General features: G+C 70.1%; 25 protein-coding genes. 9 read left to right on the top strand and 16 right to left on the bottom strand.

All coding sequences use genetic code 11. The features are described from left to right. Positions 1-53: 53 nt before the first annotated feature. The 7 genes from ccsB to hemL all read right to left on the bottom strand — a co-directional run bounded on the left by ccsB (position 54) and on the right by hemL (position 8,141). Complete coding sequence (gene ccsB / locus ACF1B9_RS13695; RefSeq protein ID WP_391742567.1) at positions 54-1,139, bottom strand: c-type cytochrome biogenesis protein CcsB; 1,086 nt, start codon at positions 1,137-1,139, stop codon at positions 54-56. Then, positions 1,136-2,911, bottom strand: a complete 1,776-nt coding sequence (locus tag ACF1B9_RS13690) for a cytochrome c biogenesis protein ResB (protein WP_391742568.1) — start codon at positions 2,909-2,911, stop codon at positions 1,136-1,138. Before ACF1B9_RS13690 ends, ccsB begins: the two co-directional genes overlap by 4 nt. Positions 2,912-2,916: 5 nt before the next feature. Further along, positions 2,917-3,681, bottom strand: coding sequence for a cytochrome c biogenesis CcdA family protein (locus tag ACF1B9_RS13685; protein ID WP_391742569.1), 765 nt, complete (start codon positions 3,679-3,681; stop codon positions 2,917-2,919). A 4-nt stretch (positions 3,682-3,685) separates the two neighbouring features. After that, positions 3,686-4,297, bottom strand: a complete 612-nt coding sequence (locus ACF1B9_RS13680) for a TlpA family protein disulfide reductase (protein WP_391742570.1) — start codon at positions 4,295-4,297, stop codon at positions 3,686-3,688. A gap of 67 nt (positions 4,298-4,364) precedes the next feature. Continuing rightward, the gene (locus tag ACF1B9_RS13675) at positions 4,365-5,618 is read right to left on the bottom strand and encodes a hypothetical protein (protein WP_391742572.1); all 1,254 of its coding nucleotides are present in this window, start codon (positions 5,616-5,618) and stop codon (positions 4,365-4,367) included. Between the two features lie 526 nt (positions 5,619-6,144). Continuing rightward, positions 6,145-6,837: a histidine phosphatase family protein gene (locus ACF1B9_RS13670; RefSeq protein WP_391742573.1), complete on the bottom strand. Its 693-nt coding sequence runs from the start codon at positions 6,835-6,837 to the stop codon at positions 6,145-6,147. Then, a complete protein-coding gene (hemL, locus tag ACF1B9_RS13665; RefSeq protein WP_391742671.1) occupies positions 6,834-8,141 on the bottom strand; it encodes a glutamate-1-semialdehyde 2,1-aminomutase in 1,308 nt (435 codons plus the stop codon). The genes ACF1B9_RS13670 and hemL overlap by 4 nt, the downstream gene beginning before the upstream one ends. Positions 8,142-8,468: 327 nt before the next feature. Between hemL and ACF1B9_RS13660 the strand changes: the two genes are divergently transcribed. Both ACF1B9_RS13660 and ACF1B9_RS13655 read left to right on the top strand, forming a co-directional pair. Beyond that, complete coding sequence (locus ACF1B9_RS13660) at positions 8,469-9,059, top strand: hypothetical protein (RefSeq protein ID WP_391742575.1); 591 nt, start codon at positions 8,469-8,471, stop codon at positions 9,057-9,059. Between the two features lie 146 nt (positions 9,060-9,205). Then, complete coding sequence (locus ACF1B9_RS13655) at positions 9,206-9,718, top strand: hypothetical protein (RefSeq protein ID WP_391742576.1); 513 nt, start codon at positions 9,206-9,208, stop codon at positions 9,716-9,718. 161 nt (positions 9,719-9,879) lie between these two features. On the opposite strand, the gene ACF1B9_RS13650 is transcribed toward ACF1B9_RS13655, so the two are convergent. From ACF1B9_RS13650 to ACF1B9_RS13630, 5 genes are all read right to left on the bottom strand, one after another. Continuing rightward, positions 9,880-11,130 carry a mannosyltransferase family protein gene (locus ACF1B9_RS13650; protein WP_391742578.1) on the bottom strand — a complete coding sequence of 417 codons (1,251 nt, stop codon included), beginning with the start codon at positions 11,128-11,130 and terminating at the stop codon, positions 9,880-9,882. Positions 11,131-11,207: 77 nt separating this feature from the next. Further along, entirely contained in the window at positions 11,208-11,648 is a 441-nt protein-coding gene (locus ACF1B9_RS13645) for a hypothetical protein (protein ID WP_391742579.1), read from the bottom strand. Beyond that, the gene (locus tag ACF1B9_RS13640; RefSeq protein ID WP_391742581.1) at positions 11,641-12,138 is read right to left on the bottom strand and encodes a SigE family RNA polymerase sigma factor; all 498 of its coding nucleotides are present in this window, start codon (positions 12,136-12,138) and stop codon (positions 11,641-11,643) included. Before ACF1B9_RS13640 ends, ACF1B9_RS13645 begins: the two co-directional genes overlap by 8 nt. A 376-nt stretch (positions 12,139-12,514) precedes the next feature. Beyond that, the gene (locus tag ACF1B9_RS13635; RefSeq protein WP_391742582.1) at positions 12,515-15,052 is read right to left on the bottom strand and encodes a glycoside hydrolase family 65 protein; all 2,538 of its coding nucleotides are present in this window, start codon (positions 15,050-15,052) and stop codon (positions 12,515-12,517) included. After that, positions 15,049-15,813, bottom strand: a complete 765-nt coding sequence (locus ACF1B9_RS13630; RefSeq protein WP_391742584.1) for an HAD family hydrolase — start codon at positions 15,811-15,813, stop codon at positions 15,049-15,051. The genes ACF1B9_RS13635 and ACF1B9_RS13630 overlap by 4 nt, the downstream gene beginning before the upstream one ends. A gap of 290 nt (positions 15,814-16,103) precedes the next feature. Here ACF1B9_RS13630 and ACF1B9_RS13625 point away from each other — a divergent pair, with 290 nt between their 5' ends. The 4 genes from ACF1B9_RS13625 to ACF1B9_RS13610 all read left to right on the top strand — a co-directional run bounded on the left by ACF1B9_RS13625 (position 16,104) and on the right by ACF1B9_RS13610 (position 19,734). Continuing rightward, positions 16,104-17,105: an Acg family FMN-binding oxidoreductase gene (locus tag ACF1B9_RS13625; protein ID WP_391742586.1), complete on the top strand. Its 1,002-nt coding sequence runs from the start codon at positions 16,104-16,106 to the stop codon at positions 17,103-17,105. Between the two features lie 79 nt (positions 17,106-17,184). Beyond that, a complete protein-coding gene (locus ACF1B9_RS13620; protein WP_391742588.1) occupies positions 17,185-18,099 on the top strand; it encodes a universal stress protein in 915 nt (304 codons plus the stop codon). 127 nt (positions 18,100-18,226) lie between these two features. Then, positions 18,227-19,066, top strand: a complete 840-nt coding sequence (locus tag ACF1B9_RS13615; protein ID WP_391742672.1) for a DUF6597 domain-containing transcriptional factor — start codon at positions 18,227-18,229, stop codon at positions 19,064-19,066. 131 nt (positions 19,067-19,197) lie between these two features. Beyond that, a complete protein-coding gene (locus ACF1B9_RS13610; RefSeq protein WP_391742589.1) occupies positions 19,198-19,734 on the top strand; it encodes a GNAT family N-acetyltransferase in 537 nt (178 codons plus the stop codon). An 18-nt stretch (positions 19,735-19,752) separates the two neighbouring features. Here the strand turns inward: ACF1B9_RS13610 and ACF1B9_RS13605 are convergent, their stop codons facing one another. Next, entirely contained in the window at positions 19,753-20,190 is a 438-nt protein-coding gene (locus ACF1B9_RS13605) for a GNAT family N-acetyltransferase (protein ID WP_391742591.1), read from the bottom strand. Positions 20,191-20,415: 225 nt separating this feature from the next. On the opposite strand from ACF1B9_RS13605, the gene ACF1B9_RS13600 reads away from it, so the two are divergent. Next, a complete protein-coding gene (locus ACF1B9_RS13600; RefSeq protein ID WP_391742593.1) occupies positions 20,416-21,159 on the top strand; it encodes a Mut7-C RNAse domain-containing protein in 744 nt (247 codons plus the stop codon). Positions 21,160-21,183: 24 nt separating this feature from the next. Here ACF1B9_RS13600 and ACF1B9_RS13595 read toward each other — a convergent pair whose 3' ends face one another. Further along, on the bottom strand, positions 21,184-21,744 hold the full coding sequence (locus ACF1B9_RS13595; RefSeq protein WP_391742594.1) for a MarR family winged helix-turn-helix transcriptional regulator: 561 nt from the start codon (positions 21,742-21,744) through the stop codon (positions 21,184-21,186). 179 nt (positions 21,745-21,923) lie between these two features. Then, positions 21,924-22,496, bottom strand: coding sequence for a TetR family transcriptional regulator (locus tag ACF1B9_RS13590; RefSeq protein WP_391742595.1), 573 nt, complete (start codon positions 22,494-22,496; stop codon positions 21,924-21,926). A 124-nt stretch (positions 22,497-22,620) separates the two neighbouring features. On the opposite strand from ACF1B9_RS13590, the gene ACF1B9_RS13585 reads away from it, so the two are divergent. Next, on the top strand, positions 22,621-24,078 hold the full coding sequence (locus tag ACF1B9_RS13585; protein ID WP_391742597.1) for an FAD-dependent monooxygenase: 1,458 nt from the start codon (positions 22,621-22,623) through the stop codon (positions 24,076-24,078). A 46-nt stretch (positions 24,079-24,124) separates the two neighbouring features. Here ACF1B9_RS13585 and ACF1B9_RS13580 read toward each other — a convergent pair whose 3' ends face one another. Next, positions 24,125-24,643 (bottom strand): hypothetical protein, encoded by a 519-nt coding sequence (locus ACF1B9_RS13580; RefSeq protein ID WP_391742598.1) that lies wholly within the window; start codon positions 24,641-24,643, stop codon positions 24,125-24,127. A 234-nt stretch (positions 24,644-24,877) separates the two neighbouring features. On the opposite strand from ACF1B9_RS13580, the gene ACF1B9_RS13575 reads away from it, so the two are divergent. Beyond that, positions 24,878-25,213 (top strand): YnfA family protein, encoded by a 336-nt coding sequence (locus ACF1B9_RS13575; RefSeq protein ID WP_391742600.1) that lies wholly within the window; start codon positions 24,878-24,880, stop codon positions 25,211-25,213. The last annotated feature ends 26 nt before the right edge of the window (positions 25,214-25,239 follow it).

Genomic DNA, 25,239 nt, shown 5'->3' with positions numbered 1-25,239 from the left:
TTCCAGCGTGGCCCGGCGGTGCCCGATCCGCACCCGTACGGGCACGGGGCCGGTCAGACGCCCGCGTAGGAGTGCTTGCCGGTGACGAAGATGTTGACGCCGTAGTAGTTGAAGAGCCAGCAGCCGAAGGCGATCAGTGCCAGGTAGGCGGCCTTGCGTCCCTTCCAGCCGGCGGTGGCGCGGGCGTGCAGGTAGCAGGCGTACGCGACCCAGGTGATGAAGGACCAGACCTCCTTGGGGTCCCAGCCCCAGTAGCGGCCCCAGGCGTCGCCCGCCCAGATGGCGCCCGCGATGATCGTGAACGTCCACAGCGGGAAGACGGCGGCGTTGACGCGGTACGAGAACTTGTCGAGCGTCGAGGCGGAGGGCAGCCGGGAGAGCACGGACTGGGCGAACGAACCGGGCTGCCCGCCGCCCGCGAGCTTGCTCTCATAGCTGTCACGGAAGAGGTAGAGCAGCGTGGCGACCGCGCCGATGTAGAAGACGGCACCGCAGATAATGGCGGTGGAGACGTGGATCCACAGCCAGTACGAGTGCAGTGCGGGCACCAGCTGGTCGCTGGAGGTGTAGAGCACCGTGGTCGCGATGCCGAGGTCCAGCAGGACGGTGGTGACCAGGAGCAGCCCCATCCAGCGGACGTTCTTCTTCAGCGCGAGCAGGACCAGATAGGCGCCGACCGCCACCGTGGAGAAGGTGATGGAGAACTCGTACATGTTGCCCCAGGGGGCACGCTGCACGGAGAGCGCACGCGCGAGCACTCCGCCGGCCTGGACGAGGAAGGCGAGCACGGTCATGGAGATCGCCATGCGTCCGTACAGATCGCCCTTGAACGTGCCACCGGCCGCGCCGGGCCCGTCCGGGACGTCGCGGGAACCGGCCGCGGAGCGCGTGACGATCTTCGGGCGCTCCAGTACGGCGGTGCCGCCGCCCTTCTGTGCGACCTGCACCTTCACCGAGGCACCGGCCCCGGCATCGGCCCCGGTCAGCGCGGCGGCGGTGCGGCCGACCTTGCTGCGGCTGCCGAACACCCATTCCGCGATGTGCGCGAAGAAGGCCAGGGTGTAGACGGCCATCGACGAATAGATCAGCACATTGCTGGTGTGCGCCAGGTTCTCGTTGGTTGCGGCGGCGAGATTCACTTCTCAGCCCCTTCGGCAGGTTCTACGGGGGATTCTCCGACAAAACCGGCATCGGATCCGGGGTCGGTGTCAGAGCCGGGCGCCGTGGGCGCCACGTCGTTGAGCGTGACCGCGAGATCGGCCAGCTCCTCGGGAAGCTTCGCGGACTCGCTGCGGCCGAGACCCGCCATTTCGACGACGGTGACGCCGTCCGCACCGGGCGCGGCCCGCACCCAGATGCGGCGCCGCTGGATGAACAGCGAGCCCGCGAGCCCGGCGATGGCGGCGATGGCTCCGGTGAGCGCCCAGCCGCTGGCGGGCTGCTCGGAGATCTGGAAGCTGGCCCACTCCTCGACACCCTCGAAGGTGATCGAGCCGGCTCCGTCGGGGAGCTTCATCGTGTCGCCGACCGCCAGGCGCTGCTTGAGCGGGTCGCCCTTGCTGTCCTTGAACGCCTTCATCTTGGACTTGTCCAGCTGGTACACGTTCTGCGGCAGTCCGGAGTCGACGCCGAGGCTGCCGTGGTAGCCGTTGAGGGCCAGGACGGGCATGTCGGCAGCGGGGAACTGCGAGAACATCGTGCCCTTGCCGTTGCCCGCGAAGGTCGGCACGAAGAAGGCCTGGAAGCCCAGCTGGGTCTTCTTGCCGTTCTTGTCGTGGTAGCCGTCCATCACCTTGATCGCACCGGTCGAGGTGACGTTGTTGTCGATGGGCAGCAGCGGCACTGCGTTCCGGTAGACCTCCTTGCCGCTCGCGTCCTTGACGGAGACGACGGGCGCGTAGCCGTGCGCGTTGAGGTAGACCTTGGTGCCGTCGATGACGAGGGGCTCGTTGACCTTGATGACGGTCTTCTGCGGCTTGCCGTAGGCGCCCGCCTCGTACGTCACATGGGCCTCGTAGGTCCGGGGCGTACCGATCTGGGGGCCGCTGCGCTCGTACGTACCGATGAACTTGTCGAGCTTGAAGCTGAACGGGGCGAGCGAGTCCGGGTCGAAAAGCGAACCGGACTTGAAGTTGTCGTACTGCGTCTGTGTGTTGGAGAAGCCGTCGCCCTCGACGACCAGCTTGCCGCCCTCGGACTTGAAGAGCTGCCCGAAGGCGAAGGCCACCAGCATCACGATCAGGGCGATGTGGAAGACCAGGTTCCCGGCCTCGCGCAGATAGCCCTTCTCGGCGGCGACCGCGTCTCCCACGGTGTGCGCGCGGTAGCGGCGCCTGCGCATCATCGCGAGCGCGGCCTCGCGGACCTGCTCGGGCTCGGCCTCGGTGCGCCAGGTGGTGTACGCGGGCAGCCGGGTCAGGCGCTTGGGAGCGCCCGGCGGGCGGCTGCGCAGCTGGCCGACGAACTGGCCGGTGCGCGGCACGATGCAACCGATGAGCGAGACGAACAGCAGGATGTAGATCGCGGAGAACCACACCGAGCTGTAGACGTCGAAGAACTGGAGTTTCTCGTAGATCGGACTGACGACGGTGTGGGCGTCCTTGAAGGTCCGCACCTTCATTTCGTCCACGCTGTTCTGCGGGATCAGCGAGCCGGGGATGGCGCCGAGCGACAGCAGGAAGAGCAGGATCAGCGCGACCCGCATCGAGGTGAGCTGCCGCCAGAACCAGCGGGCCCAGCCGATGACGCCCATGGCCGGCAGATTGGCCACGGCCTCCTCGCGCGGGGCGGTGGAGAGCTGGGAGCCGGCCGCACCGAGCTCGCGGGCGTTCTCCCGGTCCTGTTCGTCCCGGATCTCCCGCTCGTCGCGGCGCCCGCGCTGCGAGGCCGGGTTGGACTTGGTGTCGCTCATGGAACTCAGATCCCCACAGTGAAGCCGTTGGACCAGCCCTGCAATTGCTGCATCATCGTGTCCCACACGCCGGTGAGCAGGAGCAGGCCTGTCGCGATCATCATGACGCCGCCGATCCGCATGACCCATGCGTAGTGGCGCTTGACCCAGCCGAAGGCGCCGAGCGCCTTGCGGAAGGCGACGGCGGCGAGCACGAACGGGATGCCGAGGCCGAGGCAGTAGGCGACGGTCAGTATCGCCCCGCGTCCGGCGGTGCCCTGCTGCATCGCGAGGATGCTCACCGAACTGAGCGTCGGGCCGAGGCACGGGGTCCAGCCGATCCCGAAGAGGGCGCCCAGCAGCGGTGCGCCCACCAGCCCGGTCACCGGCCGCTTGTGGATACGGAACTCGCGCTGCGTCATCCACGGCATGAGGCCCATGAAGAAGATCCCCATCAGGATCATCAGCACGCCGAGGATCTTGGAGAGCGTTCCGCTGTGCTCCTGGAGGGTCTGTCCGAAGAAGCCGAAGAGCGCGCCGCCGGAGACGAACACGGCGGTGAAGCCGAGCACGAAGAGCGAGGCGCCCGCGACCATCCGCCCTCGCCTGGCCTGCGCCAGGTCCGTGCCGCTGACCCCGGTGACGTAACTGAGGTAACCGGGGACGAGCGGCAGGACGCACGGCGAGAAGAACGAGACGAGCCCGGCGAGCACGGCGACGGGCAGGGCGACGATCAGCGCCCCGTCCACGATGGTCGAGTTCTCGCCCGGGAGCGCGGCAAGGGTGTGCACGGAATCACTTCTCCGCGATCAGCGGGTCGATCATCTTGTGCAGCTTGTCGGAGTCGAGCGCGGCCAGGGAACGGGCGGCGATCTTGCCGTCCCGGTCCAGCACCACGGTCGACGGAATGGCCTGCGGACGCAGCGTTCCCTTAGGGAAGCGGAGCATGAGCTTGCCGGTCGGGTCGAAAAGGCTCGGGTAGGGGACCCCGTAGTCCTTCTCGAAGCTCAGCGCGGGACCCTTCTGGGCATCGCGCGTGTTGATCCCGACGAACTGGACGTCCTTGTCCTTCGTCTCCTTCGCCACCCTCGCGAAGTACTGGGCCTCCAGACGGCAGGGCCCGCACCACGAGCCCCACATGTTCAGCACGACGACCTTGCCCTTGTAGTCGGCGACGTCGAGCTGCTTGCCTTCGAGGGTCTCGCCGTCGAGCTTCGGGGCGGCCTTGCGCTCGCCCTTGGCCACGGTGGAGATTCCGCCACTGCCCGTGACGAAGTTCGTGTTGCCGCCGCCACCCGCCTTGTTGTCGCCGCCACCGCACGCCGTCAGCGTGAGGGCGAGCGCGACGACCGCAGCGGGGGCGGCGAGCAGGGTGAAGCGGCGTCGAGATGCCCGGCCATAGCTCATGTGAAAAGTTTCGCATGGCGGTTCCGGCGATCTCGGGCACCCCCCTCGGTGCCCGTAAAGCCCGTTGTCAGGCCTGTTTAAAGAAGGCGTTCCAACCGCCTTCGGGTGACTGTCCGACGCCCAGCGTTCGGAGCTTGTCGAGCACGGCCGGGGTCTGGACGTCGAGCCAGTCGACGAACTGCTTGAAGGAGACGAGCCGCACATCCGGCTTGCCGGCGATTTTCTTGATCGCTTCCTCGACCGCGTCCATATAGATGCCACCGTTCCACTCCTCGAAGTGGTTTCCGATGTAGAAGGGCGCGCGATTCGTCGTGTACGCACGGTCGAAACCGGCGAGATACGACTTGGCGGCCTGCTCCCGCCAGCCCGGATAGCGCGAGGGCATGCCCTTGGTCGAATTCTGCGACTGGTTGGCGAGGATGTTGTAGTCCATCGAAAGGACTTCGAAGGTGTGCCCCGGGAACGGCATGCCCTGCAGCGGCAGATCCCAGATGCCCTGGCGCTTCTGGGGCCACACCTGGGTACCGCCGGGCGAGCTGGCGTCGTAGCGCCAGCCCAGCTTGCTCGCCGTGGGCAGCAGATTGTCCTGGCCGAGCAGACAGGGAGCGCGGCCGCCGATCAGTTCCTTGCGGTAGTCGAACGGCAGCGGATCGAGGTCGGTCCACCCGGTGTTGGTGCGCCATTCGGTGACGAAGGAGACCGCCTGATCGATTTCGCTCCGCCACTGGGTGGGCGACCAGTTCGCGACCGATCCGGAGCCGGCGCAGAAATGCCCGTTGAAGTGAGTGCCGATCTCATGTCCGTCCAGCCAGGCCTGACGGACGTACTTCAGGGTCTGCTTGATGTGGTCATCGGTCAGATATCCGATGTCGGAAGCGCCGATCGGGTTGTTGGGCGGCCGGTACATGGACTTCTTCGACTCGGGAAGCAGATACAGGCCGGAGAGGAAGAAGGTCATCGCCGCATCGTGATTCCTGGCGAGTTCCAGGAAACGCGGGAAGAGCCCGTTGCCGACCTCGCCCGCCCCGTCCCAGGAGAAGATCACGAACTGCGGCGGCGTCTGCCCGGGTTCGAGCGGAACCGGCGCCGAAGGCTGGTGCGGCTGCTTCCCGGTGTCGGCGGTGGAACCGTCCCCGATCTTCCGGACGTCCTTCTTCGCGGGTCCGGTCCCCCGGGTGTGCCCGTCGGCACCCTTCTCCCCCGCAGTCCCCGTGTCCTCCCCCGGCCCGCCGGAATCGAAGGTGCCGCAACCCGCCAGACCGATCGTGGCCGCAGCCCCGAGCCCGGCTCCGAGCAAACCCCTTCGGCTGATCTCGCGCATGCGTTCCCCATCTGCGGTCGTTTTATCTCAAGCCCATACAAACTGGCGAACGCTTAGATGATGGAAACAACACGGGGGTTCCGCGATTTAGCACAAGTTTCTGTGCGTGACCAGACCAGTACGCACGCGAACGTATGACTGATAGGTCACCCGGGGCGGCGGCACGATCGCCGCGTTGCCCTCGGTCTCCGGTCCGCGCACGCCGGTCCCGTCGCGGCAGCGCGATCGCCGGACGGGCGGAAGGATCACACCCGTCCGGCGATCGAGGACAGCACGGCAAGAGAAGGCCACGGGCCGGCGGCGGACCGGTGAGACCGGGGCGCGGAGGACCGGTGAGAGGCCACAGGGTATGGAGGACCGGTGAGAGGCCCGGGGGTGTGGAGGGCCGGCGGGGGTCGAAGGACCGGCGAGGGTTGGAGGACCGGTCAGGCGCGGAGGACCGGCGGGGGGCCGGAGGACCGGTCAGGCGCGGGACACCGCACCCGGGCCGGCGGACGCACACCGCGCCCCGCCGGCCAGGGGCCCGCTACGCGCCGAACGCCTTCGACTTCCCCTTCACCGGCTTCGCCCCCGCCCGCAGATGCGCGGGCACCAGGTCACGCGCCGGCTCCGTGTACCCGACCGACACGATCTTGTCGCCCTGGTACGTGAAGCTGGTCAGCGACGCGAGCGTGCACTGCCGCTTGCGCGGGTCGTGCCACAGCCGCCGCCGCTCCACGAAGCTCCGCACGATCCAGATCGGCAGTTGATGGCTGACGCACACCGCCTCGTGACCGCGGGCCGCCTCACGCGCGGCGTCCAGGGCGCCCATCATCCGCACGACCTGCTCGATGTACGGCTCGCCCCACGACGGCCGGAACGGATTCGTCAGGTGCTTCCAGTTGTCCGGCTTGCGCAGCGCCCCGTCGCCGACACCGAAGGTCTTGCCCTCGAAGACGTTGGCGGCCTCGATGAGCCGTTCGTCGGTGGCGAGGTCGAGGCCGTGCGTCTTGGCGATCGGCGTGGCCGTCTCCTGGGCGCGCTCCAGCGGGGAGGCCACGACATGGGTGATGTCACGGCTCTCCAGGTGCGCGGCGACCCGGTCGGCCATCTGCCGGCCGAGCTCGGAGAGGTGGTAGCCGGGACGGCGTCCGTAGAGCACGCCCTCCGGGTTGTGCACTTCTCCGTGCCGCATCAGATGGACGACGGTGATGTCCTTGGGGCTGCTGTTCTCACTCATGCGGTGGCCTCCGAGGCGGCGCGGGCAGCGGCGGGCAGGGCTGCGGCGATGCGCTCGACGGCCTGCGCGTCGTGGGCGGTGGAGACGAACCAGGACTCGAAGGCGGACGGTGGCAGGTAGACGCCCTGCGACAACAGCGAGTGGAAGAAGGCGGTGAAGCGGAAAGCTTCCTGCTGCTTCGCGTCCTCGTAGTTCCGCACCGGCCGGTCGGTGAAGAAGACGGAGAACATGTTGCTCGCCGCCTGCACGACGTGCGCCACGCCTTCCTTGGCCAGCGCCTCGCCGACCAGGCCGCGGATCTCCGCGGAGACCGCGTCCACCTTCGCGTACGCCGCGTCGTCGAGCAGCCGCAGCTGGGCGAGGCCGGCGGCGGTGGCGATCGGATTGCCGGAGAGGGTGCCCGCCTGATAGACGGGACCGGCCGGGGCGAGGTGCGCCATCACGTCCGCACGCCCGCCGAAGGCAGCGGCCGGGAAGCCGCCGCCCATGACCTTGCCGAAGGTCATCAGGTCGGGCCGTACTCCGTCGACGCCGAACCAGCCGGCCTTCGAGGTACGGAATCCGGTCATGACCTCGTCGGAGATGTAGAGCGCACCGTTGGCGGCGCAGATCTCCTTGAGTCCGGCGTTGAAACCGTCCAGCGGCGGCACCACACCCATGTTGCCGGGCGACGCCTCGGTGATCACACAGGCGATCTCGCCGGGCTGCGCGGCGAACGCCTCCCGTACGGCCTCCAGGTCGTTGTACGGCAGCACGATCGTGTCGCCGGCCTGCGCGCCGGTGACCCCCGGGGTGTCGGGAAGGCCGAAGGTCGCGACCCCGGACCCGGCGGCGGCGAGCAACGCGTCGACGTGGCCGTGGTAGCAGCCGGCGAACTTCACCACCTTGGCGCGGCCGGTGAACCCGCGGGCGAGACGGATCGCGGACATGGTCGCCTCGGTGCCGGACGACACCAGCCGCACCTGCTCCACGGGCTCGACCCGGGCCACGATCTCCTCGGCGAGCGCGACCTCGCCCTCACCGGGCGTACCGAACGAGGTGCCGCGGGCCACGGCCTCCTGGACCGCGGCGACGACCTCGGGGTGGGAGTGACCGAGGATCATCGGCCCCCACGAGCACACGAGGTCGACATACTCCCGGCCGTCGGCGTCGGTGAGGTAGGGACCGGTACCGGACACCATGAAGCGGGGCGTGCCGCCCACGGCCCGGAAGGCACGGACGGGAGAATTCACGCCGCCGGGCGTCACGAGGGACGCACGGTCGAAAAGCGTCTGCGAAACTGGGGCTTCATATCGATAAGGCAGTTCGGTCATGACCTGCGACTTCTCCGACTCCGGGGGCTAGTGACCTCCCCAGGGTAGGTCAGCCCTCCCGAGCGGCAGGGAGGGGAAGATCCCGGCCGCTGAAAGCCCCGCGAGCACATCCGTCGCGTAACGACCGGGCGCCGGCCCCCTCACATCTGCGAAACTGGTGACTTCAAGGGGAAAGCTCACACACGCCATGGTGCCGGGGTCACGGACGGTCTTGCGGGCAGGTGTTTCACCGCACGCCCGCGGGGGAGGTCACTGACACGATGATCGGGTTGCGCGGCGGGGGCTGGGTCTCCTAAGTAGTAGTCGGGTGGATGAGATATGCATCGCGGTGGCGGAGTGGGCGAAGGGACCGACGACCTGGGGCCCGAGCCTGCCCGGCGGGGTCGGCACCGGCGTGAGGCGGAGCGCAGACGAGGCACACAGGCCAATGGTGCGCAGGGTGGCGGAGCCGGAAGCAGGAGTGGTGGCCGGGTGGGGGTGACCTACAAGTACTTCGGGGCCCCGGACGGGGCCACGGCCGCACGCGTGCCCATTTCGATGCGTCCGGAGGAACTCGGCGGCGACGAACTGGGCATGGGCGGTATGTTCACCAAGATCAAGCCGGAGACGGTCTCGGCGATGGTCCTCACCGGCATCCAGGGCATACCCCTGCACAGGGTCCCCCCGCTGGAACTGGTCGTGCTGCACCCCGACTACGCGGTGGTCAAGCTTCCGATGACGGTCGTCGACCCGCTGCGCGGCGTGGGCGAGGAGTCGGTGGGCGCCGCGGCCTTCATCTGGTCCACGGTCCCGGACCGGGGCGGCCCGCGCGACGCGTTCAACGTCTACCAACTGCTGCACGAGTGGCAGGACTTCTCCCACCGGCTGCACGACGCGGGGCATCAGGCGTATTGCCTGGTCTGGCCCTGACTTGGGATTTTGATGGGTGCGGGCGGGGCTTTCGGGTCCCGCCTCCGCGCATGCCCGGGGAGGCGGCCGACAGGAGATCGAACGCGTCCGGATGCCGGAGAACGCGTGGCCGTGCGACACACAACAGGCGTGCCCACACTGGAATCATGGACGGTCGGCCTCCCGCACAGGGTCCGCACGTGGGCACCACGGAGCGGCGTGATTACACGGGCGCCGTGTACGGCTCGCTGCTCGCCGCCTCGGTGGTGGTCGGTGCCGGATCGCTCAGGTATTTCCCACGGCTGGAACTCGTTCTCCTGCTGCTGGGCACCGGGGTGGTGTTCTGGGCCGCCCATGTGCTCACCCGGCTGCTCGGGGAGCGGATCATGTACGCGCCTCTGAACGGGAAGGAGATCCGGCGGGTGTGCACGGCCGAGTGGCCCATCGTCAAGGCGGCCGTCCCACCGGCCGTGGCGGTCGCCGTCACCCCTCTGCTGGGCCTCGGCCCGGAAGGGGCGTTGTGGCTGGCCCTGGGCGTCGCGCTGGCCGGTCAGGTCGGCTGGGCCTCCGTCGCCGCTCTGCACGCGGGGGCCACGGGCCGCGTGGTGGTGGCCGCTGGGGCGGTCAACCTGGTGCTCGGCCTGCTGATCGTGCTCCTCAAGGTCGCCCTGACGCACTGACGTCGTCCGTCGTCGCGATCCGAATGGCGTACGTGACGTCGGACGAGATCAAGAAGGACTGACCAAGAAGGACTGGCAGTGTGGCGACGGGCGCCCCGGCGCCCCCTCATGCTCCGCCGCCCGAAGGGAGGCCGGCGGAGGCCCTGCACCTGGTGCTCGACTCAGCCGGCCCAGCGTCCCGAGAGAAACGTGACGGCCAGGACCGTCATCACCGGTGCCACGACGGCGAGATAGGCGGTCCTGACACGGGGACTTCGCAGGCTCCAGGCGGCGAGACCGGTCCACAGGGGCCACCACAGCAGGGTCGCGCGGGGGATGGAGGTGTACCAGTAGGAAGTGCCCAGGGCCCACAGGCTGAGGCCGATGTACACGGCCTCGGCCCAGCGACGCCGCCGGAGCAGCAGGACGCACAGACCGATGCCGACCAGCATGGCGAGGAGCTCGGCCTGGAACATCAGGGCGTACCCGGTGGTCTGGGCATGTCCGAACGCGGCGTGCCAGGTGTTCTGCCAGGCCTCCCAGGGGGCATGGAAGTCGCGGTACCAGCCGCGCTCCTCGGCGTGCTTCCAGGCCATCCAGTCACCGGTGTGCGCGTGCAGGTACCAGCTGTGGAGAAAGGGCGGGAGGGCGGGCAGCGCCAGCCAGGGAAGAGCGCGCCACTGGGCGTTGGTGCGGGCGGTGACCAGGAAGTGGACCGCGACGGCCGCGGCGAGGAAGAGTCCGCTGACCCGGACGGTGGTGGCCAGGCAGGTCAGGGCGGCGGCGAGTGGCCAGTTGAGGCGCTGGGCCGCCAGCCAGGCCGGCAGAGCCAGCGCGAGGAAGAGCGCTTCGGTGTACCCGGCGGCCAGGAAGACCGCGCAGGGGGAGAGCAGGAAGAACAGGGCCGTACGCTGCCCCGCGTCGTCCTGCGGCAGATGCAGCCGGGCGATCCGGGCCAGGGCCAGTACGGCGACGCACCCGGCGACGAAGGAGATCAGCGCACCGGCCGCGGGCCAGCTCGGGACGACGGTGTGGACGGCCCGCAGCAGGAGCGGGAAGCCGGGGAAGAAGGCTTCTCTGTTGTCCCAGCCGGACGTCCAGGGGCCGCTCACTCCGGGGAAGTAACCGTCCTGGGCTATGTGCAGGTAGTGCCACCAGTCCCACCGCTGCCACGGGGAGAAGAACGAGTCGGGGTGGTGGGCCTTGCGGTCGTCGGCGAACAGCCAGCGGGTGCAGTAGGCGGTGACCCAGATGCCTGCCCGGGTCATCAGGTACAGCCACAGCACCTCGCGGTCGGCGGGCCTGAGCCGGAGCAGCAGCCGGGCGGGGAAGGCCGTGCCCGATGACGTGGCCCCATGGGGCGATCGCCCGGAAGCGGTCCCGGTGGGGCCGGGCGGGCACTCGCTCTTCCGGTGAGGGGACGAAAGGCTCACAACAGGGTCTCCTGGGTCGGATGTGCGCGTGCCGGACCGGCCGGGCAGGCGCCGCTGGGGCACGGAAGGCGTGGAGGTCAGCCGGGCGAGCTGTTGCTCGCCGTGGGTGTGTTCGATGCCCGCGAAAGGCTCGAACCGGGGAGGGCCGGTGTCTCCGATGCGCTCCGGCCGGGGGAGGTCGGTGTTCCCGATGCGCTCGGGCCGAAGGAGGGAGGACTCGTCGACGGTGCGCTGGTGCGGGGCGAGTCCGGCAGGGAGGACGCAGGAGAGGGCCGGGGCGGGGCGGGGGTCGTGGCCGGGACAGAGGTGCCGGGGCTCGCGGGCAGCAAGGAGGCTGCGGCCGCGCCCGCGCCGGAGAAGACCAGACAGGCTCCGACAGTCAGCGCGACGATCCGGCGCCTGTGCACTCGCTCCCCGCGCTCGGTGATGAACGAGGGCGGGGCGGAAAGGGCGCGGGACTGGCCCGCGGCGGCGGCTTCCTTGAACAGTGACCGCAACGGGTCGTGGGGTTCAGACACAGGGCCCCTCCTCGGTACGCGGATCCTGCAGACGGTGCGAGAGCGTGGCCCGCCCCCGGGCGAGGTGCGTCTTGACGGTGCTGGCCGCCAGACCGGTCTCCGCGGCGATCTGTTCGACGGTCAGATCGCACACGTAGTGCAAGGCCAGCGTGCGGCGCTGTTTGGGCGGAAGTTCCCGCAGCACTTCGACGAAGGCCACCGAATCCGGGCCGGGCGCCTCCACCTGGGATGGGGCGCCGCTGCGCCGCCAGGCGTCCGCCGTACGGCGCCGACCGCGCCACCGACTCACCGCCAGGCGCCAGGCGACCGTGCGGATCCACGCCTCGGGCTGCCCGTCGCGGTCGAGGTGACGCCGTCGGTTCCAGCCCTTGACGAAAGCTTCCTGCACCACGTCCTGCGCCTCGTGCTGGTCTCCGAGCATCACAAACAGCTGCCCTGTCAGCCGGGCAACGGTCTGCGCGTAGAACTCTTCGAACTCCTCGACGGTCAAAAACAGCTCCTGGATCTCTTCGTTCCACCGGGCATACGCCCGGCACCCCGTGTTCGGACGACACCGGACCCGAAGAAACCTGGGTGACGGTCATCACACAGGCCCTCGGACCGGCACACACCACTGCCGAACTGCCGACGCGCCTCAACCGTCAGGTCCCGGACAGCAAGTCCCGGACAGCAAGTCCCGGACAGCAAGTCTCGGACAACAGGTCGAAGAAATGATCGCCTGTATGTCAGGTGAGAGTCCCGGGCCCACCCCGATTCCTCAAGCGGCGGGCGCTGACGAGCCGCAGCGACAGCTGTCCGAGCGGCGACTCACGGGCGGCCCCGATCCACCACGGCCGCAATCGCGGGAGGGCTGTTCGGACCGGCGGTCACGGGGCGGGGCACTCGCACCTCGCGTGGCCCGGCGGGAAGGAGCCGTGCCCGGCCGGGGGAAGATCGAGCCATCGGGCCGTACCCGGGGCGATCACATGGGTGTGGCCTCCCAGCACGACCCGGACGGCCGGGTGCGACGAGCCGGGTACGGCGATCCGGACGCGCTGGGCGCGGAAGCTCAGGTCCACGTCCCAGTGCCGGCGGAATCTGACGCGTATCCCGAATTTCGAGAGCTGGGGCAGCGTGGCGGGTGCGAGCCACAGTGCGCGGTCACGGGTCTCCAGCCCCGTCATCCCGCGCTGCACGAAATCGAGGGTGCCCGCCATCGCCCCCAGGTGGATGCCTTCCTCGGTGGTGCCGCCCTGGATGTCGGCCACGTCCCCGACCAGCGCTTCCTCGCAGTACCTCCACGCCTCCTCGCGGTGCGCTCGGGCCAGCACCCACGCGTGGACCAGGGAGCTGAGCGTGGAGCCGTGGCTCGTACGCGCGAGGTAGTAGTCGACGGTGGCGCGCCAGATGTCGTCGTCCAGCACATGCCCGAGCCGCCGGAAGAGGCCCGCCAGTTCCTGCGGCGAGAAGAGGTAGCCGAGCATCAGCACATCGGCCTGTTTGGACGCCTGGTAGCGGTTGACGGTGTCGCCCTCCGCCTCCAGGATGCGGTCCAGCCGACGGATGTCCGCGTACCGTCTCCGGTACCCCTCCCAGTCGAGCTCGGCCAGTTCCCCGTAACCGGCGAACTGGCTGATGACACCCCGGTGGTACGGCACATGCAGTCGGCGGGAGATGTCCTCCCAGCGTTCCGGTTCGTCGCGGCCGAGCCGGATCCGGTCGAGCAGCCGGCGTCGCCGCGCCTCGGGCAGGGCGCGGTACAGCTCCGTCGCACGTGACAGGACCCAGGCCGCCGTCACGTTCGTGTACGTGTTGTCGTCGAGGCCCGCAAACCCGGTGTCCGGATACGCGTCGTGGTACTCGTCCGGTCCGACGACCCCGCGGATGCGATACCGGGCCAGTGACTCGTCCCACTCGGCACTGTCCGCCCAGAACCTGGCGATCTGTACCAGCATTTCCGCACCTTTGGAGTGCAGGTACTCCGTGTCCCCGGTGGCCTGGCAGTACTGCCACACGTTGTACGCGACGGCCGAGCCGACATGGTGCTGCAGCCGCGAGCGGTCGGGCAGCCAGCGCCCGGAGTGCGGATTGAGATGGAGTTCCTGAGTCTCCTCATGTCCGTCGTCGGCGCTCTGCCAGGGGTACATCGCCCCGGACCTGCCCGCCTCGTGTGCCGCGTGACAGGCCGCGGGCAGCCTCCTGTAGCGGTAGTCGAGAAGCCCTCGGGACACTTCGGGAAGATGCAGATTCAGGAACGGCAGTACGAACAGCTCGTCCCAGAAGACGTGGCCCCGGTACGCCTCGCCGTGCAGCCCTCTCGCCGGTACACCCACGTCGAGTTCGGCCGTGTGCGGGGAGAGCGTCTGCAGCAGGTGGAAGAGATGCAGCCGGAGAACGCGACCCGCTTCGCCCGGGACCTCCAGCCGGACCTGCCCCCACAGATCGGCCCAGGCACGCTGGTGCGAGGACAGCAGGCGTGAGAAGTCAGGGGCGACCCGTACCTCGGCGACGGCCGCCCGCAGCGGGCTGCCGATCGCGGGGTCCCGGGTGGTGTGAAGGGCCACCGTCTTGTCGACGACGGCGTCGGAGTCCGGGCTCAGCGGCAGCACCAGCCGCCGGAAGACCGCCTTCTCCGTCTGCCGGAAGCGGGGGCCGGGATCGGGACCGGAACGGGGACGGGTACGGGGACGGGAACCCGGTTCGGGTTCGAGGCCGGGGCCGGGTTCGGGGAGCTGTCCGCCCTCGTCACCGCACCCCGCCAGCGTGCGGGCCGCCAGCGCGACACCGACGTCCGACTCCACCGTGCGGCACCGCAGCGACACCACACCGTCCTCCTCCGTGCCGGTCACCCAGCCGGTGAGGTGCCGGTTCGACAGATCCCGGTACCGCGCGACGCCGGAGTTGCGGACGTCTCCGTCGATCCCCGCCTCCACCTCGACCACGCCCGTCCACCCCTGCGCCCGGAACACCGTGTGCAGCGCGGCGAGACGCGGATCGCCCATGTGCACCAGACGGCACTGCTCCACCTTCAGCCGACGGCCCGCCTCGTCCTCGTAGACGGACCGACGGGACAACGTGCCCCCGAGCAGATCGAGTGACTGACCGTGTTCCACGAGGTGAGGGTGATCCGGGGTGAGCCATGGCCCGGGGGTCGTGCCCGCAGGGTGGATGCGGTAACGCAGCGGCAGCCAGTTCGGCAGATTGACGAGGTCCTCGTTCTCGACCCGGCGGCCCCGGACCGACGAGGTCAGCCGGTTGTAGCAGCCCGCCACATAGGTGCCGGGGTAGTGCGAACGGCCCTCGGACGTCTCGGGCGCGGCCCCACGCGTGGCGAAACGGCCGTTGCCGAGTGTGCAGAGCGCCTCCCGCAGCCGTTCCTCCCGCGGGTCGTACCCCTCGTACGACCAGGTCCAGGCCTGTGTCATCCGCCGCCCCCGGCCGTCAGCAGGTCCCCCGGATCGGACACCACGACGTCGGCGCCGTGACGGCGCAGTCCGGCGGCGTGGGCCGAGCCGCCCGTACGGTTCACGCCGACCACGAGGCCGAAACCGCCGCGCCGCCCGGCCTCGACCCCGGCCAGCGCGTCCTCCACCACAGCCGTGTCCCCGACCGGGACCCGCAGACGCCTCGCCGCTTCGACGAAGAGCGCGGGGTCCGGTTTCCCGGGCAGCCGCAGCCGACGGGCCTCGTTCCCGTCGACCACGGCGTCGAACCGGTCGTCGAGACCCGCCCGCGCCAGCAGTTCCGCCGCGTGCCGGGACGCGGAGACGGCGGCGCAGGGCACCCGCTCGGCGCGCAGCACGTCGAGAAGACGGACCGTGCCGGGCCATACGTCGACCGGCCCCGTGCGCAGGCTCTGCGTGAAAAGCTCGTCCTTGCGGGCGGCGACGGCCCACACCGTGCCGGTTCCCGGTGGGTCGTCGGGGCGCCCTTCGGGAAGATCCAGCCCCCTCGACCGCAGGAACGCCGCCGCGCCGTCCCTCCGCGAGCGGCCGTCGACATGGCGCAGATAGTCGTCGACGTCGTCGAACGGCCGCTGACCCCCGGCGGCCGAAAGGCAGGCGTCGAAGGCCTCCTTCCAGGCCGCGGCGTGGCGCCGGGCGGAGTCGGTGATCACTCCGTCGGTGTCGAGGACCACGGCCCGCACGGAGCGCAGGCACGGTGCCAGGAGCGGTGCGGCTGCCATGACCGGGCGGTCCCTTCGTCAGGGGCTCTCCTTCATGGCACCACGGTTCCGGCCTACGGGCGCGGCGTGAATGGCCGACTCCGGTTCGGCCGCGGGACGGCCCACGGAGCGGTGACCCGGTGGCGGGCCGGCCAAGCCGCACATGGACCAGCATGGCCGTGAGAGGGCAAGCAAGCCCACAATAAAAGGTCACAATAAAGGGATAAAAGACCCATGGCATCGAGGCACTGTCCGTTCCGTGCTGACATGCTGAAGAGACCATCGACCGTTCCCGACCTCCGGGAGTTCCGATGCTCAGCCAGTCACTCGACGACGCGACGCTCTCCGGCCTCGTCGCCGACGCCGGCACCGCCCCGTCCATGCACAACGCCCAGCCCTGGCGGTTCCGCTACACACGCGCGGGCCGCACCCTCACGCTTCTGGCGGAATTCGGCCGCGCGATACCGGAGGCCGACCCCACGAACCGCGCACTGCACGTGGGCTGCGGCGCGGCCCTGCTGAATCTGCGGGTGTCCGCCGCCCACCGCGGTCTGGACGCGGTCACCACGCTGCTGCCCGAACCGTCGGACCCGGCGGTACTGGCCAGTGTGCGCCTCGGGATCCGCGCCGACACCGCGCAAAGGCCCGAGGACGGAGCCCTCGCCGCTCTCCACCGCGCCATCCGGGACCGTCACACCAGCCGCTATCCGTTCGATGAACAGGTGATCCCCGAGAACGTCCGCGCGCGCTTCACCGAAGCGGCCCGTGCCGAGGGCGCGGACTTCACGTTCCTGGCCCCGCCGCATCTGGAGACCGTGGTCGAACTGATCCAGGACGCCGAGGGATACGACCGCGGGGATCCGGCGCGGAAGGCGGAACAGGAGCGGTGGACCCGGAACACGAGGAACGAGGCTCCGGTGGACGGAATCCCTGACTACGCCTTCGGCCCCCGCGACACCTCCGAACGGGCGATCACCCGCGATTTCGCGCGGCCAGGCGCCATCCCCGGCCGGGCACGCATCCCGTTCGAGAAGCAGCCGCAGCTCGCCCTGTTGAGCACCCCGGGCGACCACGCGACGGACTGGCTGCGTGCGGGCCAGGCGCTGGAGCGCGTTCTGCTCACCGCCACGATCCACCATGTGTCCGCCTCGTTCGCCACGCAGCCCATCGAATGGCCGGACCTGCGATGGCTCCTGCGCGACCCGGTCTTCGGCTCGGGGTACGCACAGATGATCGTCCGCATGGGATACGGGCCCACGGGACCGCGTACGCCGCGCCGCCCGTTGGACCACGTGCTGACGATCGATCCGTAGAAGCGCCCCGGCGTACGCCGGAATGATGCGCCCGAGCCCGAGGTGGAGCGAACACCCGGTACGGAAGGCGGTGGGAGCGATGCCGCTCCCCGTAGTGGTCGGAGTGGACGGATCGGAGGGCAGTCTGCGCGCCCTCGACTGGGCAGCGGCCCAGGCGGCACGCTCACGGCTTCCCCTGCGCGTCGTCCACGCGTCGCTGTGGGAGCGCTATGAAGGCCTGCGCCTCGACTCCGGCACCGAGCGCCCCACCGAGCGGCTCCTGGCCGAGCATCTTGTCGCCACCGCCCGGGAACGCGCGCAACGGCTCGGCCCCGAGCTGTCCGTGGTGACCGAGGTGCAGCCCGAGGACCCGGTGGCCGCGCTCGTCAGGGAGAGCCACGAGGCGGCCCTGATCGTCCTCGGCTCCCGCGGCCGGGGCCATATCGCCGGGATGCTCCTGGGGTCCGTCAGCCTCGCGCTCGCCGACCGCTCCCACTGCCCGGTCGTGGTGGTCCCGGCGAGGAAGCCGAGCACCCCGCCACGGCCCGGTCGCGTCGTCGTCGGGATCAGCGACGCCGAGAAGCCGTCGGCGGCCGCGGTCTTCGCCCTCGACCAGGCGGCCGCGCGCAACGGCGAGCTGATCGCCGTACGGGCCTGGCGCTGCCCCGCCCACGAGGCCATGAGTCATCCGCTCCTGTCGGGGTCCCCGGCTGCCGCGCACCGCCGGCGGGCCGAGGAACACCTCGAAGACGTTCTGGCGGGGCTGGACCGGGCCGGCTCCCCCGACGTCGTCATCCACCGCTCGGTGGTGCAGGGTCCGGCTCACCAGGAATTGCTCGAAGCCGCCGAAGGCGCCGAACTGCTGGTCGTCGGCACCCGGCGGACCGGTGGTCGGCACGGCCTTCATCTGGGCACGGTGAACCACGCGATGCTGCACTACGCGCCCTGCCCGGTCGCCGTCGTCCCCGACACGTACGGCCGCCCCGGACCCGGTCCCTACGCGGGCCCGGACTGACTCCGACCGGGCGGCGCGGCACCCCGTCGGCCACCCACGCCGCGAGGAAGCCCGACGTGGGCACGGGAACGGGTCGGCCGACGGCCGTTCTTCCAGCGACTCGCTGACGGGTTCCGCACATCATAGGATCGCCGCCATGGCCGGTCCGCGACGTGACACCCGAGGCATCGTCGACGCCTCCGCACTCTTCGCGCAGGTACGTTTCCGCCGTCACGAGCCCTGCCCCGAACTGCGGCCGTACCTGGAGCACTACTGGCTCATCGACTGGGACCTGCGGGAGCCCTACGCCTCCCATCTGGTGCCGCACCCGTCCGTGAACCTGGTCTTCCAGCGGTACGACGACGGCCGGGACCACGACACCGGGTTCGTGGAGGTCTCGGGCATCGGCCTGGAGCTCTTCACGCAGAAGCTGGAGGGCCGGGGGCGGGTCTGCGGGGTACAGTTCCGGCCCGGCGGATTCCGCCCGTTCGCACCGGACCGGCCCGTCTCCCGGTGGACGGGGCGACGGCTGCCCGCGGACGAGGTCTTCGCCCCCTCCGCCTCATCCGTTCCGCCCACCTCGCCGTCGACCGTGCTGGACCCGGTGGATGAGGGCGCGCGGGTGGCCGCCCTCGACGCGTACCTGTCGGCGCTCGGCCCGGAACCGGACCCGTCGGCCGACCGCGCGATGGCCTTGGTCGACCTGGTCCGTACGGACCGTACGGTGCGCCGTGTCGACCAACTCGCACGCGCCGAAGGGCTGTCGCCGCGCTCGCTCCAACGGCTCTTCGCCGCATACGTCGGCGTCGGGCCCAAGTGGGTCATCCTCCGCTACCGCATCCACGAGGCACTGGAGCGGGCCGAGTCGGACCCGGAGGTGGACTGGGCGGCACTTGCCGCGGAGCTCGGCTACAGCGACCAGGCCCACCTGGTCAGAGACTTCACGGCAACGGTCGGCGTTCCTCCGACGGCGTTCACCCAGCACTGACCACCATGCCCCCGGACGCGGCCCGCCCAACCGCCCGCCCGCCCGGCGAAGGGGCTGTCCGCCCGGCGAGTCGACCGTCCGGCCACTGACGGGTCCGTCCGGGTGTCAGTGCCGCGTCCTACAGTTCCGGTATGGAACGCACCGCTTCATCGTCCGTACGGATCGAGGCCTGGTCGGACGCCGACCTGGAACTGCTCCGCCGCGCCAACGCACCGGAACTGATGGCCCATCTCGGCGGCCCCGAGTCGGAGGAGCAGCTCATAGCGCGCCACGAGCGCTATGTGGCGATGAGCGCGGACCGGACGGGCAGGGGCAGGATGTTCCGCATCGCTCTGACCGACGGGGGCGAGGCCGTGGGCACCATCGGATTCTGGGAGCGGACCTGGCAGGGCCGGGAGGTGTACGAGACGGGGTGGGCCGTCCTCCCGGGGCACCAGGGCCTGGGCATCGCGACGGCCGCCACGAAAGCCGTCGCGGAGCTGGCCCGCGCCGAGCACAAGCACCGCTGTCTGCACGCCTATCCGTCCGTCGACAACGGCGCGTCGAACGCCGTGTGCCGCAAGGCGGGCTTCACCCTGATCGGTACGTGCGACTTCGAGTACCCGCCCGGCCACGTGCTGCTGACGAACGACTGGCGGCTGGATCTCGCTCCGGACGGGGCAAGCTGACCTCGGGACCGGATCGAGTTACTCCGGATCAAGGACCTTGTCGAAGTTGAACGCGACGATGTTCAGCCGTTCCCTCAGGTAGAAGCGGTGGGCTTCGGTGCGTTGCGTGCCCGAGTCCAGAGTGAGGTGCAGACAGCCGGCCTCTCTGGCCCGCTCTTCGAGATGTCCGAGAAGCCGACGGCCGACTCCGGTGGAACGGGCGCCGTCCGCGGTGACCAGATCGTCGACGTAGAGCATCCGGATCTGGCTGGTGTTGTCGATGACGCGCCAACCGGCCACGCCCACGCAGACGCCCTCGTCGTCGTAGGCGGCGCTGAACCGGAGTCCCTGCGCGTACCCCTTCTCGTACACCTCGCGGAAGAGGTTCTCGGTGAGGTGTGGGCGGAGTTCACGCAGGACGGGAAGCAGGTCTGCGGCCAGTCGGGCATCGCCGGGTTCGAGGTCGAGGATCTTCATGCGGGAACTGTAGGCGCCGGGCCGCGGAGTCCGGCGGAAAACGTTTGACGCGCGACGCCGGCTTGAGGATATTTATCTGCGTCACGCAGCTTATGCGCTTCACAGGTAACAACAGCCCGGAGGAGACTCCGCCCCGGCAGCGAATCCCCGGCAGCGAATCCCCGGCGACGTGTCCGGCGCCGAATTCCCTGGCCGAGGCCCCCCGCCCGATGACATCCTGACGAGGTGAACGGACCGGAGATCCATCTCGAAGTCGCCCCCGAGCTGCGGCTCTTCGTCGCCCATGAACGCCGCCGGGGACGGTCGACCGTGGCCACCGACGGCTTCTCCACGCTCGGCCATGTCGTGGAGTCGCTCGGCATCCCGCTCACCGAGGCCGGACAGATCCTGGTCGACGGCCGTCCCGTAACCGTCTCGCACATCCCGGGGGCGGGCGAACTGGTCGAGGTGCGCGCCGTGGAACGCCCCCAGCGCGTCCCGGGCGCACCCCTGCGTTTCCTGCTCGACGTCCACCTCGGCACGCTCGCCCGGCGCCTGCGGCTGCTGGGTGTCGATGCGGCGTACGAGAGCGAGGACATCGGCGATGCCGCGCTGGCCGCCCGGTCGGCGGACGAGCGTCGCGTGCTGCTCTCCCGGGACCGCGGACTGCTGCACCGGCGGGAGCTCTGGGCCGGGGCGTACGTCTACAGCGACCGCCCCGAGGACCAACTGCGGGACGTGCTGGAGCGGTTCACACCGAGCCTGGCGCCCTGGACCAGATGCACCGCCTGCAACGGGCCGCTGAAGGCGGCGGACAAGGACTCCGTCAGCGACCAGCTGGAGCACGGCACCCGGAGCTCGTACGACGTGTTCGCGCAGTGCACGGAGTGCGACCGCGTCTACTGGCGGGGCGCCCACCACACCCACCTGGACGCGATCGTCACGAGGGCGCTCCGCGACTTCGCGCCCACTCCACCGGACGCTGCCTGAGGGAGCGGCCAGGACGGCAGACCGTCAATCCTGCCCGGAGCCTTCGGGATCCCCAGGAGTTTCGGGGCTTCCGGCGCTTCCGGCACCACTGGGGCCGGAGACCGACGGGCCGGACTCCCGCAACGCCGCGACCTGCAGCGCACTCAGCTCGACCGTTCGCCGCATATGGGCGATGAGCAGGGCCACTTCGTCATCGTCATACGCCTCGAACATCGCCGCCCACGCCCCGCCCAGCCGCTCCCAGACCGCGCCGATCTCAGCCATCCGCTCCGGCACGGTGGCGACGAGCACCCGCCGCCGGTCGACCGTGTCACGCTCGCGCGTCACATAGCCACCCCGCTCCAGCCGGTCGACCAGCCGGGTCGCCGACCCCGTCGTGAGCCCGGTCAGCTCCGCGATACGGCCCGTGGTGACCGGCGTCGTCTCCAGACCGAGCAGATTGAGGCACTGCAGATCGGTCGGGTGAAGCCGCAGATGGTCCGCGACGGCCTGGTTGAAAAGGGCGTACGCGGCCATGTAGCGGCGCGACTCGACGGTCAGTTCGGCCATCAGCGCATTGCGCCGGGCCGGGGACTTCTGCGGCATGTGGAAAGTCTACGAAGCGGATACTGCCGGGCATCGCGCGTCACCGGCACGGCACGACGCACCCGCCCCGCACCGAGACGTCACGCCCCACACGCCCGCACTCCCCCGCTCTTCCGCCTCCCGCACTCCCGCACTCTCGCTCTGCCGCTCTGCCGCTCTGCCGCTCTGTCGACTCCGCGCTACGGCTGCTCGGCGGTCAGATACCGCTGGATGGTGGGTGCGAGCCAGGCGATCACTTCCTCGCGCGACATCGAGACCGCGGGCGGGAACCGCAGGACGTAACGCGCGAGCGCCATCCCCAGGATCTGCGAGGCGACGAGGGCCGCCCGGCGCGGGGCCTCGGCCGGGTCGGGGCACACCCCGGCCGTCATCGCACCGAGCTGTTCGGCGAAGACCGTCCTCATCCGCTCGGCGCCGGCGTCGTTGGTGGCACCGACCCTGAGCATGCCCGTGAGCACGTCGTCGCCCTCCCAGCGGTCCAGGAAGTGCGCGACGAGGGCGGCACCGATGTGCTTGCTCGGCATCGCCCCCAGATCCGGTATCCGCACGTCGATCCTGGACGCGGCGGCGAACAGGCCCTCCTTGTTGCCGTAGTAGCGCATGACCATCGACGGGTCGATGTTCGCGTCACGGGCGATGGCCCGGATGGTGGCCCGCTCATAACCATCGGTGGCGAACCGCTCGCGCGCCGCGTCGAGAATCGCGGCCTTGGTGGCATCCGAGCGGCGGGACTCGGCGGGCTTCGTCGTCATGTCAACAACTGTAGGCCAACACCCGTTGACACGCCAGCCGAGCCGTGACTATCGTTGCCAACAAGCGTTGACCAACACCTGTTGGCACGAAGGTGACCGCTGATGACGGGCCCAGGAGGCAGACATGACCACCAACCCGAGCACCGCGCCCGACACCGTCGACGTACTCGTCGTGGGCGCAGGTCCCACCGGCCTTCTGCTCGCGGGCGACCTCGCCGTCCAGGGCCTTTCGGTCACGCTCGTGGAGCGCCGCCCGCGCGAGACCAGCAACATCACGCGCGCTTTCGCGATACACGCCCGCACACTCGAACTGCTCGACGCCCGCGACCTCGCCGATGAGCTCGTCAAGACGGGCGCTCCCCGCAGCACCCTGCGCTTCTTCGGCAAGCTCTCGCTCGACCTCTCCCGGCTGCGGACCCGCTTCCCCTTCGTGCTGATCACCCCGCAGTACGAGGTGGAGCGTCTGCTGGAGCGGCGCGCCCGCGCGGCGGGTGTCCGTTTCCGGTACGACACGGAGCTGACCGCGCTCCACCAGAGCGACGCTTCGGACACCGTCACCGCTGAACTGAGCGAGGCGGACGGCAGTCCGACGACGCTCAGCGCCCGCTTCCTCGTCGGCACCGACGGAGTTCACAGCCGAGTCCGGCAGGTACTCGGCCTCCCCTTCCCCGGCGAATCCGTCATCCGGTCGATCGTCCTCGCCGACGTCCGGCTCACGGAGAAGCCCACCGATGTCCTGACGGTCAACGGAAGGGGGGACGCCTTCGTCTTCATCGCCCCCTTCGGTGACGGCTGGTACCGCGTGATGGGCTGGCACCGTGCGCACCAGCGCTCCGGCAGCGATCCCGTCGACCTCGAAGAGCTGCGCGAGATCACCCGCTCCGCCCTCGGCACCGACCACGGCATGCACGACCCACGCTGGATCTCCCGCTTCCACAGCGACGAACGCCAGGTGCCCGCCTATCGGACCGGCCGGGTCTTCCTCGCCGGGGACGCCGCCCATGTCCACTCACCCGCGGGCGGCCAGGGCATGAACACCGGTCTCCAGGACGCGGCCAACCTCTCCTGGAAGCTCGCGGCCGCACTGCGCGGACACACGGCCGCCGCGGAGGCGCTGCTCGACAGCTACCACGCCGAACGGCACCCGGTCGGCGTGAGAGTGCTCCGCTCCAGCGGCGCACTCGTCCGCCTCGCCATGGCCGGCACACCGCTCCAGCGGACGGTCCGGGCGCTGATCAGCAAGACGCTGTCCACGATGCGGCCCGCCTCCGACAAGGCCCTGGGACTGATCTCCGGCATCTCGATCGCCTACGCGGCCCCACACGGCGCCCATCCCCTCACCGCGAAGCGCGCCCCCGACCTGAGCCTGCGGGAGGGCCGCCTCTACCAACTGCTGCGCGACGGCACGTTCGTCCTCGTCACTCCCGTCGGCGCCGTCACTCCGGCCACCCCCAACCCCCTGGTGCACGCTCACTGGACGGGCGGCCGCACCACCACCCTGCTCGTCCGCCCCGACGGCTACATCGCCTGGGCGAGCGACCACGCCGACCCGGCCGCCCTGCAGGCCGCACTCACCCGATGAGTACGCACCCCGCACCCATGGCGCCCGCACCACAGACCACCGCGGGTCAGAACACGTACTCGTCCCCGGTGGCCAAAGCCAGCACCCTGTGGTCGTTGTTCTTCGGGTTCCGGTCGGTCGCGCCGCCGTTCCACAGAGCGTCGACCCGGACAACGACCTCGTCCGGCCGCCCTGCCAACTGCAGTTCGAGGGCGAGCTGCCGCCCCTCCTCCGCATCCGCGCGCAGTACGCCCGTCCGGCACAGCACGGTCAGCCGGTCGGCCTGCAGACAGCCCTTCGAGAGCTCCTGTCGTCCGGAGAGCGGCACCGACGTCCGCACCCGCACAGTGACACCCGGCAGGTTCGACGGACCGCGGTTCCGGCTCTGCACCCAGACCCCGAGCCCCGTACCCCACAGCGAGACGTGCCCGTGGAGCGACACATCCGCCTCGGGCGCAACGCGCCCGGCCGCCGCAGCCTCGCCGCCCGACCCCGACCCCAGCACCACAGCCGCTACGACGACCACAGCCGTCGCCGCCATCGAGGCGGCGGGCACCACGGGCGCAGCTCTACGTGTCACTACCATGCCCCGAAGATACAGATCGCCCCGAATTATCCATATATACCGATCGGTTCGGCGTGCCTCCGTATCGCTCCCCTCACGAACTCGCCGTGGGGTTCGGACGGTGACGCTCTCGGTGGCCGTACGGGCGCGCTTCGTCGTCCGAGCGCGCCCCTCGATGCCACGGCGGCGCTGGGCAGGGAGAGGGCAAGGGACGTCACCGGCAGGGCGCGGTGGACTCCATGACAGGCTTCGCCCATGGTCGTCGCCCGTTCTGTCGCTCTGTTCGTCGTCGCCGCACTCTTCGAGATCGGCGGCGCCTGGCTCGTCTGGCAGGGTGTGCGTGAGCACCGCGGCTGGATCTGGATCGGCGCGGGCGTCCTCGCGCTCGGTGCCTACGGCTTTGTCGCCACGCTTCAGCCCGACGCCGAGTTCGGCCGCATCCTCGCCGCGTACGGCGGCGTCTTCGTCGCGGGCTCGATCGCCTGGGGCATGGTCGCCGACGGCTACCGCCCCGACCGCTGGGACGTGATCGGTGCGCTGGTCTGCCTGGCGGGAATGGCCGTGATCATGTACTCCCCCCGCAATCACTGACCGGCCGCCTGCCTATCCTGGCCCCG

The organism is Streptomyces sp. NPDC014727 (assembly GCF_043083485.1).
Lineage (GTDB): Bacteria > Actinomycetota > Actinomycetes > Streptomycetales > Streptomycetaceae > Streptomyces.
This window is presented reverse-complemented; position numbering and strand designations above follow the sequence as displayed.